This is a genomic window from Nonomuraea antimicrobica, assembly GCF_039536965.1.
Lineage (GTDB): Bacteria > Actinomycetota > Actinomycetes > Streptosporangiales > Streptosporangiaceae > Nonomuraea > Nonomuraea antimicrobica.
The window spans coordinates 31189-47178 of the sequence record NZ_BAAAZP010000056.1 but is presented as its reverse complement, the minus strand read 5'-3'; the positions used below and the strand labels follow the sequence as shown (position 1 = coordinate 47178).

Sequence of the window (15990 nt, the reverse complement as noted above, 5' to 3'; positions counted from 1 at the left end):
CGGCCACCGAGGACCGCGTGCAGGCCGACCTCGACCTCGGCCGGCACCGCGAGCTGGTCGCCGAGCTGAGCCAGCTCACCGCCGCCCACCCGCTGCGCGAACGGCCGCGCGCCCAGCTCATGCGCGCCCTGTACGGCAGCGGCCGCCAGGCGGAGGCGCTGACCGTCTACGAGGAGGTCAGGAAGCTGCTGGACGAGGAGCTGGGCGTCGAGCCCGGCGCCGAGCTGGCCGCCGCGCACCTGGCCGTGCTCAGGGCCGACCCGGCGCTCGGCGCGCCCGCGATCCCGCCGCCGCCCGTTCCGAGCTCCAGGCAGGGGTTGCGGGCCCAGCTCACCAGCTTCGTGGGCCGGGCCGAGGAGCTCGAACAGGTCGCGCTCCGGCTGCGGGCCGGCCGGCTCGTCACGCTGATCGGCCCGGGCGGCGCGGGCAAGACCCGGCTGGCCATCGAGACGGCCGCGAAGGAGCCGGGCGACGTGTGCTTCGTGCCGCTCGCGCCCGTCCCCGGCGGTGACGCGGTGGCGCTGGCCGTGCTGGCCGCGCTCGGCATCCGCGACGCCCTGCTGCACTCCCCGGAACGGGCCGCGGTCGACCCCATGACCACGCTGGTCGGCGCGCTGGCCGACCGCAGGCTGCTGCTGGTCCTGGACAACTGCGAGCACCTCGTGACGGCCACCGCCGAGCTGACCGACCACCTGCTGGCCGCCTGCCCCGACCTGCGGGTGCTGGTGACCGGGCGGGAGGCGCTGGGCATCACCGGCGAGTCGATCCTGCCGGTGGCGCCCCTGCGGCTGCCGCCGCCGGAGACCGCCACCCCCCTCGACTACCCGGCCGCGCGGCTGTTCGCCGACCGGGCCGCCGCCGTCCGGCCGGGCTTCTCCGTCGACGGCGCCAGCGCCGGGCACGTCGTACGCATCTGCCGGGCGCTCGACGGGCTGCCGCTGGCCATCGAGCTGGCGGCGGCGCGGCTGCGTACGCTGTCGGTCGCCGACGTGGCGGCGCGGCTGGACGACCGGTTCCGGCTGCTGACGCGGGGCAGCAGGACGGCGCTGCCGCGCCACCAGACCCTCCACGCGGTCGTGGCGTGGAGCTGGGACCTGCTGGACGAGGCCGAGCAGCAGATGGCCAGGCGGCTGGCCGCGTTCGTGGGCGGCGCGCGGCCCGAGGCGGCCGAGCGGGTGTGCGGGCTGCCGGAGGAGGTGCTGTTCTCGCTGGCGGAGAAGTCGCTGGTGGAGTTCGTGGACGGGCGTTTCCGGATGCTGGCGACGATCCGGGCGTTCTGCGTGGAGCGGCTGGAGGAGTCGGGCGAGGGCGACGCGATCCGCGACGCGCACGCCCTCTACTACTTCGACCTGATCATGGCGGCCGACCCGAAGCTGCGCACGGCCGAGCAGATGGAGTGGTTCGCCCGGCTCGACGAGGAGAGCGACGACCTCGACGCGGCCGTCCGCTGGGCCACCGACTCCGGGCAACTGGAGCTGGCGATGCGGCTGCTGGCCAACAGCGCCTGCTACTGGTGGATGCGCGGCCACCGCGTCACCAGTGCCTCCCTGGCCGGCGAACTGCTGGCCGCGCTCGGTGACACCCGTTTCCCCGAACGCCTGGAGGAGTACGCCATGTGCGTGCTCGTCACCGCCTGGACCGGCGGCGCGGACGAGAGCCTGCGCCCGCGGCTGGACGAGGTGCGCGGCCTGCTGCCCATCAGCTACCTGCCGAAACAGGTGGAGTTCCTGATGATGCTGCTGTCGATGTTCACCGGGCCCCCGCAGGACATGCAGTTGGCGTACGCGATCATCACGCAGGAGGCCGCGGATCTCCCGCCCTGGCGGATGGCGCTGTCGCACTGCGGCCGGGCGTTCATCCTGCAGACGCTCGGCAGGATCGACGAGGCGGTGGCGAACTTCGAGCTGAGCCTGGCCGGGTTCAAGGCCATCGGGGAGCGGTGGGGCATGGTGCTGGTGCTGTCCGGGCTGGGCTCGCTGCGCCAGTTGCAGGGCGACTACCGCACCGCGTACACGCTGTCCGACGAGGCGCTCGTCCTGGCGCGGGAGCTGGGCGCGAACACGGAGATCGCCGAGGCCCTGTGCCGCCGCGGCGACGCCCTCATCGGCCTGGACGACCTGCCGGCCGCGCGGGCCGACTACGTCGAGGCGGCCGAGCTGTCGCGCAGGAACGGCTCCACCGAGACCCTGGCCTGGGCCGAGCTCGGGAAGGGCGAGGTGGCGCTGGCCCGTGGCGACCTGGAGGGGGCCCGCACGCTGCTGCTCAGGGCCCGCGAGGTGTGCCCCGCCGACTGGTACGCCACCAACGACACCCGCAGCCGCATCGACGCCGGGCTGGCGGAGGTCAGCGGGGCGGTCAGCGAGCGGTAGGCCCGCCGTCAGCCGTCCCCCCGACAGTGGGCGGCATGAAGAACAAATGGGCCGCCCTGGCCGTGGCCTGCCCGGCCACGCTGTTGCTCTCGCTCGACCTCACCGTGCTGCACCTGGCCCTGCCCACGCTGTCGGCCGATCTCGGCGCCAGTTCGACGCAGGTGCTGTGGATCGGTGACATCTACGGCTTCGCGCTGGCGGGCCTGCTCGTCACCATGGGCAACCTGGGCGACCGCATCGGCCGCAGGCGCCTGCTCCTGATCGGCGCGGCGGCGTTCGGCGCCGCCTCCGTGATCACCGCGTACGCGCCCAGCGCCGAACTGCTCATCGCCGCCCGCGCGCTGCTGGGCGTGGCCGGAGCCACCATCATGCCCTCGACCCTGTCGATCGTGCGCAACGTGTTCACCGAGCCCGGTGAGCGCACGATGGCCATCGGCATCTGGAGCGGTATGAGCGCGGCCGGCTTCGCGGTCGGCCCGGTCGTCGGCGGCCTCCTGCTCGAACACTTCTGGTGGGGCTCGGTCTTCCTGATCAACGTGCCGATCATGGCGTTGGTGCTGATCGGCGGCTTCCTGGTGCTGCCCGAGTCGCGCAACCCGCACGCGGGGCGGATCGACCTGGTCAGCGTGGTCCTGTCGTTCGCGGGCGTGGTGGGCACCGTCTACGCGGTCAAGGAGGCCGCCCACAAGGGGCTGGAGCACGCCGACGTCCTGGCGACCGGGGCGGCCGGGATCGGGCTCCTGGCGTTGTTCGTGTGGCGGCAGACGCGACTCGCCGAGCCGCTGATCGACGTACGGCTCTTCGCACGGCGGGCGTTCACCGCCTCCATCCTGACGAACCTGCTGGCGATCTTCGCCATGTCGGCCATGATGCTGATGTTCGCCTGGTACCTGCAGCTCGTGCTCGGCTGGTCGCCGCTGGTGGCGGGTGTGGCCCAGCTCCCCGGCGGGCTGAGCAGCGCGGTGGGCGGCATGCTGGCCACCAGGCTCATCCACCGCATCGGCAGGAACGGCGTGGTCGCGCTGGGCCTGGCCATGAACGCGGGCGCGTTCTTCTACTACACCACGCTTGGCACCGAGCTGAACTACCTCGCGCTGCTGCCCATCCTGATGATCGGCGGCGTGGGCGTCGGGTTCGCCTTCACCGTCAACAACGACAACGTGCTGGCCACGGCACCACGGGAGCGTGCGGGGGCCGCCGCCGCGGTGTCGGAGACGGCGTTCGAGCTGGGCGGGGCGCTCGGCATCGCGGTCCTGGGCACGGTGCTGACCAGCGCCTACCGGGCCAACCTTGAGCTGCCCGCCGGGGTGCCGGTCGAGGCCGCAGGGGAGTCGCTGGCCGGGGCGCTGCAGACGGCCGCCGCACTGCCCGCCGAGCAGGCCGACCGGCTCGTGCAGGCGGCTCATGCGGCCTTCATCGAGGGCGTGCACCTCACCTCGTACGTCACGGCGGGTCTGCTGGCCGTGGTGGCGCTGCTCGCGCTGGTGGGGCTGCGCGGCGTGCCGAAGGTGATCCCGGAGGACGTGCTGGCGAGCGCGCACTCGTGACGACGGCGGGCGCCCCAGGGGCCGCACCGGGGGCGTTCGCGGCGGGGTGGTCAGGGTGTGGGGTTGGTCGGGCAGGCACGGGTGGTCGTCGGGGAGAGGGCGTCGAGCCGGCTCCCGATCATGCGGGCGATGCCCTCGATGGTCTCGATGCCCGGCTCCTCCCCCCACTGCTGGTCGGTCTGCACCGACATCAGCAGGTCCCGCCCCGGCCCGGCGATCCGCCCGTAACTCGTCACCGCCCACGTGTCCTGGATGAACTGCCGGGGCGTCCACCCGTTCTTGAGCGTCACCTGGTCCCCTGGCCTGGCCGCCGCGCTCACCCCCCACGCCTGGTCCTGCTGGACCCGTCCCATCAGGCCCAGCACCAGCCGCCGATCCGCCCTGGTCAGCCCTTTCCCGCCGTTGATCAGCACCTTCATCAGCCTGATCCGGTCGGCGGGGCTGGTCTTGGTGCCGCCCCAGTAGGCGCCGGGCCCCGGCGTCGTCTCCCTCAGCCCGATCCGCCGGTAGAACTCGCTCATCGCACCCGTGCCGCCGACCAGCGACCACATCGCGTCGGCGGCGAGGTTGTCGCTCTCCACGATCATGCGCTCGGCCAGGTCGAGCTCGTCCTCGCTCAGGCTGTCGTCCCTGCTCTGCAGCAGGGCGGCGACGATGTCGACCTTCGCCCCGCTGGCCGCGATCAGGTCCTGTACGTGCTCCCCGTGCCCCAGCCTGACCTTGCTCACCAGGTCGAGCACGTCGTAGACGATCCGGCCCGGCCGGGTGCCCACGTACCGGGCGATGTCACGGGCGAGCCGGACCCGTCCTGTGCGGCCCGCCCGGTTGTCCGGATATTTCAGCAGGCATCGCGCCACCTTGACCGGCGCCCGCACCGCGGCGGGCACGACCGGGGCCCGTTCGCCGCCGCACCCCGCCACGAGCGTCAGGCCCAGCAGGGCCATCCCTGTCGCACGCACGCGCCAAACCCCCATGATCTCGACGGGGGTTCGTACGCAGCATGCCCGACCCGGCGGCCGGGCCCGTCGCGCCAGGAGCGTTGCTGGTGAGACCTTCAGCACGACCTTGCCCCACCACAACCGGCCCCACCACGACCGGCCCCCACCACGACCCGGCCGCGCGCCGGTCGGGTCCACGGATGCCCGACCGGCGTGCGACCGTCGGGGGCGAACCCCCGAAAGTGCCCGAAAGCGCTACGAGTCGAACCCGAGCCCCATCCTGTCGAGCGCGCGCAGCCACAGGTTGCGCCTGCCCTCGTGCTGGTCGGCTTGGGCGATCGACCACCGGGTGAACTGGATCACCCCCGAGCGCACCGGCTCGGGCGGGAACGGGATCGGCTTCTCCTTCACCATGCGCAGCTCGGTCCGCTCGGTCTGCTCGCCGGACAGCAGGTCGAGCATGACGTTCGCGCCGAACCGGGTGGCCCCGACGCCCATGCCGGTGAAGCCGGCGGCATAGGCCAGCCGTCCGCCGTGCGCCTGGCCGTAGAAGGCGCTGAAGCGGCTGCAGGTGTCGATCACGCCGCCCCACCTGTGGGTGAAGCGCACCTGGTCGAGCTGCGGAAAGGTGTCGTAGAAGTGACCCGCGAGCTTGACGAACGTCTCGTCGCGCTGCTCGTACTCGGGCTTGACCAGGCCCCCGTTGTAGTAGACGGCGTCGTAGCCGCCCCACAGGATGCGGTGGTCGTCGGTCAGCCGGTAGTAGTGGAACTGGTTGGCCGAGTCGCCCACGCCCTGCCGGTTCCGCCAGCCCACCGAGTCGAGCTGAGCCGGGGTCAGCGGCTCGGTCATGAGCGCGTAGTCGTACACGGGGACCACGTAGTGCTTGAGCCGCCGCAGCAGCGGGGTGAACACCCCGGTGCCCAGGGCCACGCGGCGCGCGCCCACCGTGCCGTGCGGCGTGCGCAGGGTGATCGTCGTGCCGTCGTCGCCCATCGAGCGTACGGGGGTGCGCTCGTGCACGCGTACGCCGAGGCGCAGGCACGCCTCGCGCAGGCCCCACGCCAGCCGCGCCGGGTCGAGCATGGCGCAGCCGCTGCGCTCCCAGAGCCCGCCCAGGTAGGTCGGCGAGTCGACCTCGGCCCGCACCTGCTCCCTGTCGAGCGGCACGTAGTCGAGCCCCAGGTCGGAGATCAGGTCGAGGTGCGCGTTGAGCGCCTCGACCTGCCAGGGCTCGGTGGCCACGTGCAACTCGCCCGTACGCTCGAACGAGCAGTCGATGCCGTAACGCTCCAGCGTGCGCTCGATCTCGTCGAGGTTCGCCACCCCCAGGCGTTCGAGCTGTCCGATCTCCTCCGGCCACCGGTCCAGGCCGTTGGCCAGGCCGTGGGTGAGGGTCGCCATGCAGAACCCGCCGTTGCGGCCGGTGGCCGCCCAGCCGATCCTGCGGCCTTCGAGCAGGACGACGTCGAGTGACGGGTCGCGTTCCTTCGCCATCAGGGCCGTCCACAGCCCCGAGAATCCCCCGCCGACGACGACCAGGTCGGCGGTGGTGTCGTCCAAGAGCCGCGGCTGCGGCTCGGGTCTGGCCGGGTTGTCCAGCCAGTACGGCTTGCGCTCCGCGTCAGCCAGCGCCTTCAGCGGATCCACAAATCCCACTTCCCTTACGAAAGTTTGAGTTCTATGAAAATTGCGGGACCAATGAGGTGATCACGCGCGGGTTCCCCCCGCCGGTATCCGATCTCGCCTCCCTGTTCTTTGCCATATGAGCGAAAGCCCCTCCGCGACCTGCGGAGGGGAAGCCTGTCGGACCCGCTCAGCCCCGGCGCCGCGCCGCGACGGCATTCGCGATCGCGATCAGCACACCGATGCCGAAGATCAGCGTACCCATCACGTTGACCTGCGGTGGGATGCCGGTCTTCACCGCGCCCACGATCCACAGCGGGAAGGTCACGGTCGAGCCGTTGACGAAGCTGGTCACCACGTAGTCGTCGATGGACAGCGCGAACGACAACATCGCGCCCGCCAGCACGCCCGGCATGATCGAGGGCAGCGTCACCTGCCGGAACGTGCCCCAGGCCGTCGCGCCGAGGTCCCTGGCCGCCTCCTCCAGCGCCGGGTCCAGCGTGACGACCCTGGCCCGCACGGTGACGACCACGAACGACAGCGAGAACAGCACGTGGGAGACGATGATCGTGCTCGAGTCGCGCGGCACGTTGCCCGAGACGAACAACGACAGCAGCGAGGCCCCCATCACCAGTTCCGGCGTGGAGATGGCGGCGAAGACCAGGAAGTTCGTGACCCCTTTCCCACGGAAGCGGTGCCGGCCCAGCGCCAGGCCGAGCATGGTGCCGATCACCACCGTGACGACCGTGCTGACCAGGGCGATCACCAGCGTGTTGCGCAGCGCCACGGTCAGGTCGGAGATGTCGAACAGCTCGGCGTACCAGCGGAGGGTGAAGCCCTGCCAGGTGGTGTTGGACTTGCTCTGCTTGTCGTTGAAGCCGAACAGGATCATCACGGCGATCGGCGACGACAGCCAGATGATGACCAGCCACGTGTAGAGGTGCAGGAGGCGGTCGCCGAGGCGCGTGGTCCGGCTCATCGGGCCGCCGCCTCGAGGACGTTCTCGGTGCCGAGCGCCCTGGCGTAGACGAAGATGCCCACCAGCAGCACCGCCATCAGCGTGAACGACAACGCGGAGGCGGTCGGGTAGTCGAGGTTCGTCAGGTACTCGGTCTGGATGATGTTGCCGATCATCGTGTTGGCGGTGCCGCCGAGGATGGCCGCGTTGATGGGGTCGGCCGTGGCGGGCACGAACGTCATCAGCACCCCGGCGAACACCCCGGGCAGCGACAGCGGCAGCACCACCCGGCGGAAGGCGGCCGTCCGGCTCGCGTACAGGTCCTGGGCCGCCTCCACCACCCGCGGGTCCACCCGCTCCAGCGCCACGTAGATCGGCAGGATCATGAACGGCAGGAAGTTGTACGTCAGCCCGCCCACCACCGCGAACGTGGTGGCCAGCACGTGGAAGTCCGCGGGCAGCAGCCCCCAGCCCTTCAGCGTGCCGAACAGGATGCCGTTGTCCGACAGCAGGAAGTTCCACGAGATCGTCCGCAGCACGAACGAGACGAAGAACGGCAGCAGGAGCAGGAACAGGTAGACGGACTTGCGGGTGCCGCCCTTGAAGGCGATCCAGTACGCCACCGGGTACCCGATCACCAGCATGGCGACGGTCGCGAGCCCGCCGTAGACGAGCGAGCGGACGAGCTGAGGGCTGTACCGGCCGATCGCGTCGCCGTAGTTGGAGAAGCTGAACGTCATGGCGAAGCCGTCGATGGCGTTGCCGGTCTGCAGCGAGACCGAGGCCATCGCGACCATGGGCACGACCAGGAAGATCGCCAGCCACATCCAGCTCGGCAACGCGAGCAGGTAGGGGGTGAGCCGCCTCATCGCCTACGCCTGGGTGATCGACTGGAAGATCGGGTTGAACACCTGCTCCTGCTGGGTGGTGAGCCGGGTGTAGCTGCGCAGCTTGGCGTAGTCGGCCTCGGTGGGGAACATGAGCGGGCTGTCGACCATGTCCTCCAGGGCCTTCTTGTCCTCGCCGGTGGCCGTCTTGGCCTTCTCCCTCAGCAGGTCCTGCACGGCGGGGACCGGGGTGACGTACTGGATGAACTCGTCCAGCTCGGCGGCCACGGCCGGCTGGTAGAGGTAGTCCATCAGCATGAGGGCGTCGAGCGGGTTGGCCGCGCCCTTGGGGATGAGCATGTTGTCGGTCCAGATCGTGCCGCCCTCGGCGGGCACGACGAACTTGACGGGCTCACCGGCGAGCTGGCGCTGGAACACGTCGCCCGACCAGGCCATGGTCAGCCAGACGTCGCCCTTCGACACGGCGTCGATATACGACTGATCATAATATTTCCGCACAATTCCGGCGTCGCGTTGCGCCTTGAGCTTCTCCCCGGCCTTCTGCCAGTCCGCCTCGGTCGACTTCTCCGGGTCGATGCCCAGCGCGAACATCCCGAAGTTGCCGATCTCCTGCGCGTCGGCCATCATGCCGACCCGCCCCTTGTACTTGGGATCGAACAACGCCTCGATGCTGGTGATCTCTTCTTTGACGTACTCGGTGTTGTACGCGATACCGGTCACGCCGGAGGTGTAGGGGACCGTGTACTTGTTACCGGGGTCGTAGGCCCGCTCCTTGTACTTCTGCCCGGCGTTGGCCTGGAAGTTCGGGAGCTTGGAGTGGTCGAGCGCCACCGCGTAGCCCAGCTCGATCATGTGCTGGAGCTGGATGCCGTTGGTCATGACCACGATGTCGTAGCCCAGCGACTGACCGGCGCGCAGCACGGGGTCGGCCTTGCCGAAGAACTCGGCGTTCTCCTGGATGACCTCTTTGTACTCGTACGCGATGCCGGTGTCCTGCTTGAACTTCTCCAGCGGGGCCTTGTCCTCCGGCATGTACTCGGGCCAGTTGGCGAAGACGACCTTGCCGTTCTTCTTCTGCTTGGCCCAGAAGTCGGCCACGGCGTCGGCCTTGGGCGGCGCCGCCTTCTGCCCCTGCACGCCACAGGCGGCCAGGGCGAGCCCGGCGGCGGAGGCACCGGCGAGCCTGAAGACGTCACGACGGGTGCGGGGCTGCGTCATTCCGCGCATGAAGGGGTTCATGAGGTGCTATCCACTTCCAATCACGTACGAGTGCTGCGCCTGCCAGGACAGCCACACGGAGTCGCCCCGCTCCGCCGTGGCCGTGGCGTCGTGCACGTTCTGCTGAAACACCGTGATGATCGTTTCACCCCTGGCGGCGAGGTCCACGGCGTAGCTGGTGTAGGTGCCGAGGTAGACGACCTCGGTGACCGTGCCGCGCACGGCGCTGAGCCCCTGGCCGGGCTCCTCGGTACCGATGGTGATCTTCTCGGGCCGTACGGTCACCGTCACCTCGCCGTCGTGCCCGGGCACCAGCACCCGGCCGCCGCCGATCTTCAGCTCGCCGCCGTTCGCGCTGCCGGCCAGCAGGTTGGAGGTGCCGATGAAACCGGCCACGAACGGCGTCGCGGGCCGTTCGTAGATCTCGCGCGGCCCGGCGAGCTGCTCGACCAGGCCGTCGTTCATGACGGCGATGCGGTCGCTCATGGTCAGCGCCTCGTTCTGGTCGTGGGTGACGTACACGAACGTGATGCCGACCTCGCGCTGGATGCGCTTGAGCTCGATCTGCATGGCCTGGCGCAGCTTGAGGTCCAGCGCGCCCAGCGGCTCGTCGAGCAGCAGCGCCCTGGGGCGGTTGACCAGGGCCCTGGCCAGCGCCACGCGCTGCTGCTGGCCGCCGGACAGCTCGCGCGGCATGCGCTTCTCCCGGCCGGCCAGGTCGACGATCTCCAGCATCTCGCCGACCCGCCGCCCGATCTCCTCCTGGGGCGTCCTGCGCTGCTTGAGCCCGAACGCCACGTTGTCCCAGACGCTCATGTGCGGGAAGAGCGCGTAGGACTGGAAGACCATGTTGACGTCGCGCCTGTTCGGCGGGACGTTCGTGACGTCCTGGCCGTGCAGCCTCACCAGGCCCTTCGAGGGGGCCTCGAAGCCCGCGATCATCCGCATCGTCGTGGTCTTGCCGCAGCCGGACGGGCCGAGGAGGGAGAAGAACTCCCCCTCGGCGATGTCCAGCGTCACGCCTTTGACCGCCTGGACGACCTCGCCATGCGAGTGATACTCCTTGACGACGTCTTCAAGCTCAATCGCACTCAGCCCGGTCATCTCCAGGATCGTTCCTTGCTATTCGCCGATGTAGTGCATGACGTGCTTGACCCTGGTGTAGTCGTGCAGACCGAACACCGACAGGTCCTTGCCGTACCCGGAGTGCTTGAAGCCGCCGTGCGGCATCTCCGAGACGAACGGGATGTGCGTGTTGACCCAGACCACGCCGAAGTCGAGGCGGTTCGACATGCGCATCGCGCGGCCGTGGTCGGAGGTCCAGACCGAGCCGCTCAGGCCGTACTTCACGTCGTTGGCTTTGGCCAGGGCGTCGGCCTCGTCGGCGAACGTCTGCACGGTGATCACGGGGCCGAAGACCTCGTTCTGCACCATCTCGTCGTCCTGCCTGAGGCCGTCCACGACGGTGGGGGCGAAGAAGTAGCCCTTGTCGCCGACCCGCTGCCCGCCGGTGAGCACCTTGGCGTGCGCCGGGGCCCGTTCGACGAAGCCCTGGACCCTGGCGAGCTGGTTGGCGTTGTTGAGCGGGCCGTAGAGCGCCTCCTCGTTGTCCAGGTCGCCGGTGACCGTGCCCGCGGCGGCCTCGGTGAGAGCGGCCACGAACTCGTCGTGCACGCTCTCCTGCACCAGCACCCGGCAGGCGGCCGTGCAGTCCTGGCCGGCGTTGTACAGACCGGCGGTGGCGATGTCGGCGGCGGCCCTGCGCAGGTCTTTCACGTCCTCGAAGACCACGACCGGCGCCTTGCCGCCGAGTTCGAGGTGCACGCGCTTGAGGTCGTCGGCGGCGCTCCTGGCGACCGACATGCCCGCGCCGACCGAGCCCGTGATGGCGACCATGGAGGCGGTCGGGTGGGCGACGACCAGGGCGCCGGTCTCGCGGTCGCCGGTGACGACGTTGAAGACGCCCGCGGGCAGCACCTCGCCGAGGATCTCGGCCAGCTTGAGCGTGGAGGCCGGCGTGGTGTCGGACGGCTTGAGCACGACCGTGTTGCCGGCCGCGAGCGCGGGGGCGATCTTCCAGACCGCCATCATCATCGGGTAGTTCCACGGCGTCACCTGGCCGACGACGCCGATCGGCTCGTGCCGGATGACGCTGGTGTGCTCGGCGAGGAACTCACCGGCCGTGGGGCCTTCGAGCGTGCGCGCCGCGCCCGCGAAGAAGCGGAAGTGGTCGGCGGCGACCGGCGTCTCGTCCTCGGCCATGCGGGCGCGGGGCTTGCCGGTGTTGCGGCACTCGGCCTCGTTGATCTCGTCGGCCCGGGCGTCGATCGCGTCAGCGACCTTGAGCAGCAGGTTGGCCCGCTCGCCCGGGGTGGTCCTGCCCCACGACTCGAACGCGGCGGCAGCGGCGGCGAAGGCGGCGTCGACGTCCTCGGGACCCGACACGGGCGCCTGGACGTACGCCTCGCCCGTGCAGGGATCGATGATGTCGGAGAATCGGCCGCTCTTCGCGTCCACGAACCCACCGTTGATGTAGTTCTGCAGACGGGTGGTCAAGGTATGGCCTCCTCGTGAGGTGGCTGAGATGCCGCGACTCTGACAGAGCACACGCATCTGGACAAGGGATTTCGTGGTGAAGATATCAAATCGCTACGAATTCGCTTGACAGACCGCCAGGAACTGACAACATGTCGCACCAGGACGGCACCCGCCGGGACCGCCCCCGTGACGCCGGACCGGTAGGAGGAATCCTCTCAATGACCACGCCGCCCCGCGTACGCCGCAACCACCCCAATTCCGGCCCCGTGGTCCTCGACGACCTGTCGAAGCAGATCATCGAGCAGCTCCAGGCCGACGGCCGCAAGCCGTACGCGGCGATCGGCAAGGCGGTCGGCCTGTCGGAGGCCGCCGTCCGCCAGCGGGTGCAGCGGCTGCAGGACGCCGGCGTCATGCAGATCGTCGCGGTCACCGACCCGCTCACCTTAGGTTTCCCCCGGCAGGCCATGATCGGCGTCAACTGCGAGGGCGATCTGGAGTCGGTGGCCGACGAGCTGGCCGCCATCGACGAGATCGACTACGTGGTGCTCACCGCGGGTTCCTTCGACGTGATCGTGGAGGTGGTCTGCGAGGGCGACGGGCACCTGCTGGAGATCCTCAGCAAGATCCGCGCGATTCCGGCCGTACGCGCGACGGAGTCGTTCGTGTACCTGAAACTGCGCAAGCAGACCTACTCCTGGGGCACCCGCTAGTCCGTTCGGCGCGGCACGTCAGCCGACTCTGGCCACGGCGCGCACGGGTGCCCCGTCCGCCCCCGACAGTCGCAGCGGCAACAGGAACACCTCGATCGGGCGCTCACCGGCGGCCAACAGGAGGTCGAGCCCCGCCAGGTTCTCGGCGATGACGGCGTGCGCGCCCAGCAGCACCCGGTGCGCGGGGAAGTCGTCGGCGGGCGTCGGGTCCACGCTGAGCGCGTCGATCCCGACCGTCCGCACTCCCCGCCCGACCAGCAGCCCGGCCGCCTCCTCGGTCAGGTACGGATGCCGCTCGTACGCCCCGCTCCCCCAGTGGGCCGACCACCCGGTGGCGACCAGCACGATCGTCCCCGCCCGCACGTCCATGAACGGCTCCGCCCCGATCGCCGAGCCCGGCGGCAGCCCGCGCACGTCCACCACGACGGCGGGCCCGCAGAAGCGCTCCAGCGGCAGCTCGTCCAGCGTGGGCAGCGAGTCGTCGATGTGGCAGGGCGCGTCCACGTGGGTGCCCGAATGGGAGCCCAGGTGCAGGCCCAGCACGTTGACGCCGTCGCGGGCCACGGTGAGCGCCGGGGCGACCGAGACCTCGGGATCGCCCGGATAGACGGGCATCCCGGTCTCGATCGGCACCGACAGGTCGACCAGCTCCATCACGCGACCACAGCCTCCTCGCGACCGGCCTTGTCGCGACCGGCCATCACGTGACCGGCCTTGTCGTGACCGGCCATCACGTGACCGGTTCTGTGGCGGCGTCCACGATCGGCAGGATCGGGGTGTCGGCCGAGCGGACCCGCCGCGGCCCACGCGGCCCGTAGACCTCGCGCGGCTCCGGGAAGGCGGCCAGCAGCACCAGATGGAGCAGCGCCGCCACGGCCAGCCCGAGCGGGAGGGAGACGTCCACCCCGCCGGCCAGGTCCCCCAGCGGGCCGACGAACTGGCCGGGCAGGTTGACGAACATCAGGGCGAGCGCGGCGGAGATCAGCCAGGCGCTCAGGCCGCGCCAGTTCCACCCGTGCGTGAACCAGTAACGGCCGCCGCGCTGGCGCCGGTTGAAGACCTGCAGCGCCTCGGGGTCGTACCAGCCACGCCGGGTCACGTAGCCGAGCATCATGATCACCATCCAGGGTGCCGTACACGTGATGATCAGTGTGGCGAACGTGGAGATGCTCTGCGTGAGGTTCGCGGCGAAACGCCCGGCGAAGATGAACACGATCGACAGGATGCCGATGAACACCGTGGCCTGGACCCGGGAGAAGCGGGTGAACACGCTGGAGAAGTCGAGGCCGGTGCCGTACAGCGAGGTCGTGCCGGTGGACATGCCGCCGATCAGGGCGATGAGGCAGACGGGCACGAAGTACCAGCCGGGAGAGACGGCCAGCAGGCCGCCGACGTAGTTGGGGGCGGCCGGGTCCACGTACGCGGCGGCCTCGGTCGCGATGATCGAGGCCGTGGCCAGGCCGAACAGGAACGGCAGGATGGTGGCGAGCTGCGACAGGAACGCCGCCGCCATCACCCGCCCGCGCGGGGTGTCCGCCGGGATGTAGCGCGACCAGTCGCCCAGGAAGGCGCCGAACGAGACCGGGTTCGACAGCACGATCAGCGCCGCGCCGATGAACGAGGGCCAGAACAGCGGGTCACCGGCCGCGACCGTACCCGGGTAGGACGGGTCGAAGTCGCCGGCGAACGCGAACACGCCCAGCACGAACAGCAAAGACGCCGCCGCCACCGCGATCTTGTTGACGAACAGCATGAAGCGGAAGCCGTACACACAGACCACGAGCACGAGGACCGCGAAGATCGCGTACGCGACGCCGTACGACAGGTCGGTGTCCGGCAGCCCGACGAGCCGGTGCGCGCCGCCCACCAGCGCGTCACCCGACGACCACACCGAGATCGAGAAGAACGCGATCGCGGTCAACAGCGACAGGAACGAGCCGACCACCCGGCCGTGCACGCCCAGGTGGGCCGAGGAGGAGACGGCGTTGTTGGTGCCGTTGAGCGGCCCGAACAACGACAGCGGCGCCAGGATCAGCGCCCCCACCACCAAGCCGAGCCCGGTGGCGGCCAGTCCGTGCCAGAACGACAGGCCGAACAGGATGGGGAAGGCCCCGAGCACGCAGGTGGCGAACGTGTTCGCGCCCCCGAACGCCACCCGGAACAGGTCGAGGGGACGCGCGGTGCGGTCGGCGTCGGGGATGTGCTCGACCCCGTACGTCTCGATCTCGGTGATGGGGGTGCCGCTCATGTTCCGTTCTCCTGGAGTGCCATCAGGCTGACGAGGTCGTAGGCCACGTGGGAGGCGGCGATCGAGGTGATCTCCGCGTGGTCGTAGGCCGGGGCCACCTCGACCACGTCCGCCCCGATGAGGTTGCGCCCGGCCAGGCCGCGCAGGATCTCCAGCAGCTCCCTGCTGGTCAGGCCGCCCGCCTCCGGGGTGCCCGTGCCGGGGGCGTGGGCCGGGTCGAGCACGTCGATGTCGACCGAGACGTAGAGCGGACGGTCACCGACCCGCTGCCGCAGCAGGTCGATCACCTCGTCCAGGCCGCGCCGCAGCACGTCGGCCGCGGTCACGATGCCGAACCCGAGCCGCCGGTCGTCCTCCAGGTCCTTCTTGCCGTAGAGGGGGCCGCGGATGCCGACGTGGCTGAGCGCCTCGGTGTCGACAATCCCCTCCTCGACAGCCCGCCGGAACGGGGTGCCGTGCGTGTACTCGGCGCCGAAGTAGGTGTCCCAGGTGTCGAGGTGCGCGTCGAAGTGCACCAGCGCCACGGGGCCGTGCTTCCTGGCGGCCGAGCGCAGCAGCGGCAGCGCGATCGTGTGGTCGCCGCCGATGGTCACGAGCCGGGCGTCCAGCTCGTCGGCCGCGCCCTCGATCGCCTCGATGGCGGCGCCGATGTCGAACGGGTTGACCGCGATGTCGCCCGCGTCGGCGACCTGCACCCGTTCGAACGGGGAGACGTCCAGACCCGGATGGTACGGCCGCAACAGCCGCGAGGACTCCCTGACCGCGGCGGGCCCGAACCTGGCGCCGGGCCGGTAGGAGACGCCCGTGTCGAAGGGCACGCCCACGACCGCCACCTCGGCCCGCCCGACCTCGTCGAGGCGGGGCAGGCGGGCGAACGTGGCGAACCCGGCGAAGCGCGGGACCTTGGTGGAGTCGACGGGGCCTGTGTTCATGCGGTCAGTGTTCGTCATGGCTCTGACCAGCGGCAATTGTCACTGCCACGAAGTATTA

At 70.3% G+C, this 15990-nt stretch carries 13 protein-coding genes; 3 read left to right on the top strand and 10 right to left on the bottom strand.

Features of this window, described 5'->3' with window-relative positions:
- Together ABD844_RS15515 and ABD844_RS15510 are read left to right on the top strand one after the other, a co-directional pair.
- Positions 1 to 2369, top strand: a 2369-nt coding sequence (locus tag ABD844_RS15515; RefSeq protein WP_344877416.1) for an ATP-binding protein, incomplete at its 5' end; no start/stop codon positions are given.
- Positions 2370 to 2404: 35 nt separating this feature from the next.
- Positions 2405 to 3916: a DHA2 family efflux MFS transporter permease subunit gene (locus tag ABD844_RS15510; RefSeq protein ID WP_344877414.1), complete on the top strand. Its 1512-nt coding sequence runs from the start codon at positions 2405 to 2407 to the stop codon at positions 3914 to 3916.
- A gap of 50 nt (positions 3917 to 3966) precedes the next feature.
- Here the strand turns inward: ABD844_RS15510 and ABD844_RS15505 are convergent, their stop codons facing one another.
- The 7 genes from ABD844_RS15505 to ABD844_RS15475 form a co-directional block, all read right to left on the bottom strand.
- Positions 3967 to 4875 carry a serine hydrolase gene (locus tag ABD844_RS15505; RefSeq protein WP_344877412.1) on the bottom strand — a complete coding sequence of 303 codons (909 nt, stop codon included), beginning with the start codon at positions 4873 to 4875 and terminating at the stop codon, positions 3967 to 3969.
- A gap of 234 nt (positions 4876 to 5109) precedes the next feature.
- A complete protein-coding gene (locus ABD844_RS15500) occupies positions 5110 to 6504 on the bottom strand; it encodes an NAD(P)/FAD-dependent oxidoreductase (RefSeq protein ID WP_344877421.1) in 1395 nt (464 codons plus the stop codon).
- A 166-nt stretch (positions 6505 to 6670) separates the two neighbouring features.
- On the bottom strand, positions 6671 to 7459 hold the full coding sequence (locus tag ABD844_RS15495) for an ABC transporter permease (RefSeq protein WP_344877410.1): 789 nt from the start codon (positions 7457 to 7459) through the stop codon (positions 6671 to 6673).
- Entirely contained in the window at positions 7456 to 8307 is an 852-nt protein-coding gene (locus ABD844_RS15490) for an ABC transporter permease (protein ID WP_344877408.1), read from the bottom strand. The genes ABD844_RS15495 and ABD844_RS15490 overlap by 4 nt, the downstream gene beginning before the upstream one ends.
- Before the next feature lie 3 nt (positions 8308 to 8310).
- Complete coding sequence (locus ABD844_RS15485; protein ID WP_344877406.1) at positions 8311 to 9504, bottom strand: polyamine ABC transporter substrate-binding protein; 1194 nt, start codon at positions 9502 to 9504, stop codon at positions 8311 to 8313.
- Between the two features lie 27 nt (positions 9505 to 9531).
- Positions 9532 to 10608 (bottom strand): ABC transporter ATP-binding protein, encoded by a 1077-nt coding sequence (locus ABD844_RS15480; RefSeq protein WP_344877404.1) that lies wholly within the window; start codon positions 10606 to 10608, stop codon positions 9532 to 9534.
- 18 nt (positions 10609 to 10626) lie between these two features.
- Positions 10627 to 12060, bottom strand: a complete 1434-nt coding sequence (locus ABD844_RS15475) for a gamma-aminobutyraldehyde dehydrogenase (protein WP_344877402.1) — start codon at positions 12058 to 12060, stop codon at positions 10627 to 10629.
- Positions 12061 to 12260: 200 nt separating this feature from the next.
- Here ABD844_RS15475 and ABD844_RS15470 point away from each other — a divergent pair, with 200 nt between their 5' ends.
- Positions 12261 to 12752 (top strand): Lrp/AsnC family transcriptional regulator, encoded by a 492-nt coding sequence (locus ABD844_RS15470; protein WP_344877400.1) that lies wholly within the window; start codon positions 12261 to 12263, stop codon positions 12750 to 12752.
- A gap of 18 nt (positions 12753 to 12770) precedes the next feature.
- Here the strand turns inward: ABD844_RS15470 and ABD844_RS15465 are convergent, their stop codons facing one another.
- The 3 genes from ABD844_RS15465 to speB form a co-directional block, all read right to left on the bottom strand.
- The gene (locus ABD844_RS15465; RefSeq protein ID WP_344877420.1) at positions 12771 to 13406 is read right to left on the bottom strand and encodes a cyclase family protein; all 636 of its coding nucleotides are present in this window, start codon (positions 13404 to 13406) and stop codon (positions 12771 to 12773) included.
- A gap of 76 nt (positions 13407 to 13482) precedes the next feature.
- The gene (locus ABD844_RS15460; protein ID WP_344877398.1) at positions 13483 to 15000 is read right to left on the bottom strand and encodes a purine-cytosine permease family protein; all 1518 of its coding nucleotides are present in this window, start codon (positions 14998 to 15000) and stop codon (positions 13483 to 13485) included.
- Complete coding sequence (speB, locus tag ABD844_RS15455; protein WP_344877396.1) at positions 14997 to 15932, bottom strand: agmatinase; 936 nt, start codon at positions 15930 to 15932, stop codon at positions 14997 to 14999. Before speB ends, ABD844_RS15460 begins: the two co-directional genes overlap by 4 nt.
- Positions 15933 to 15990: the final 58 nt, after the last annotated feature.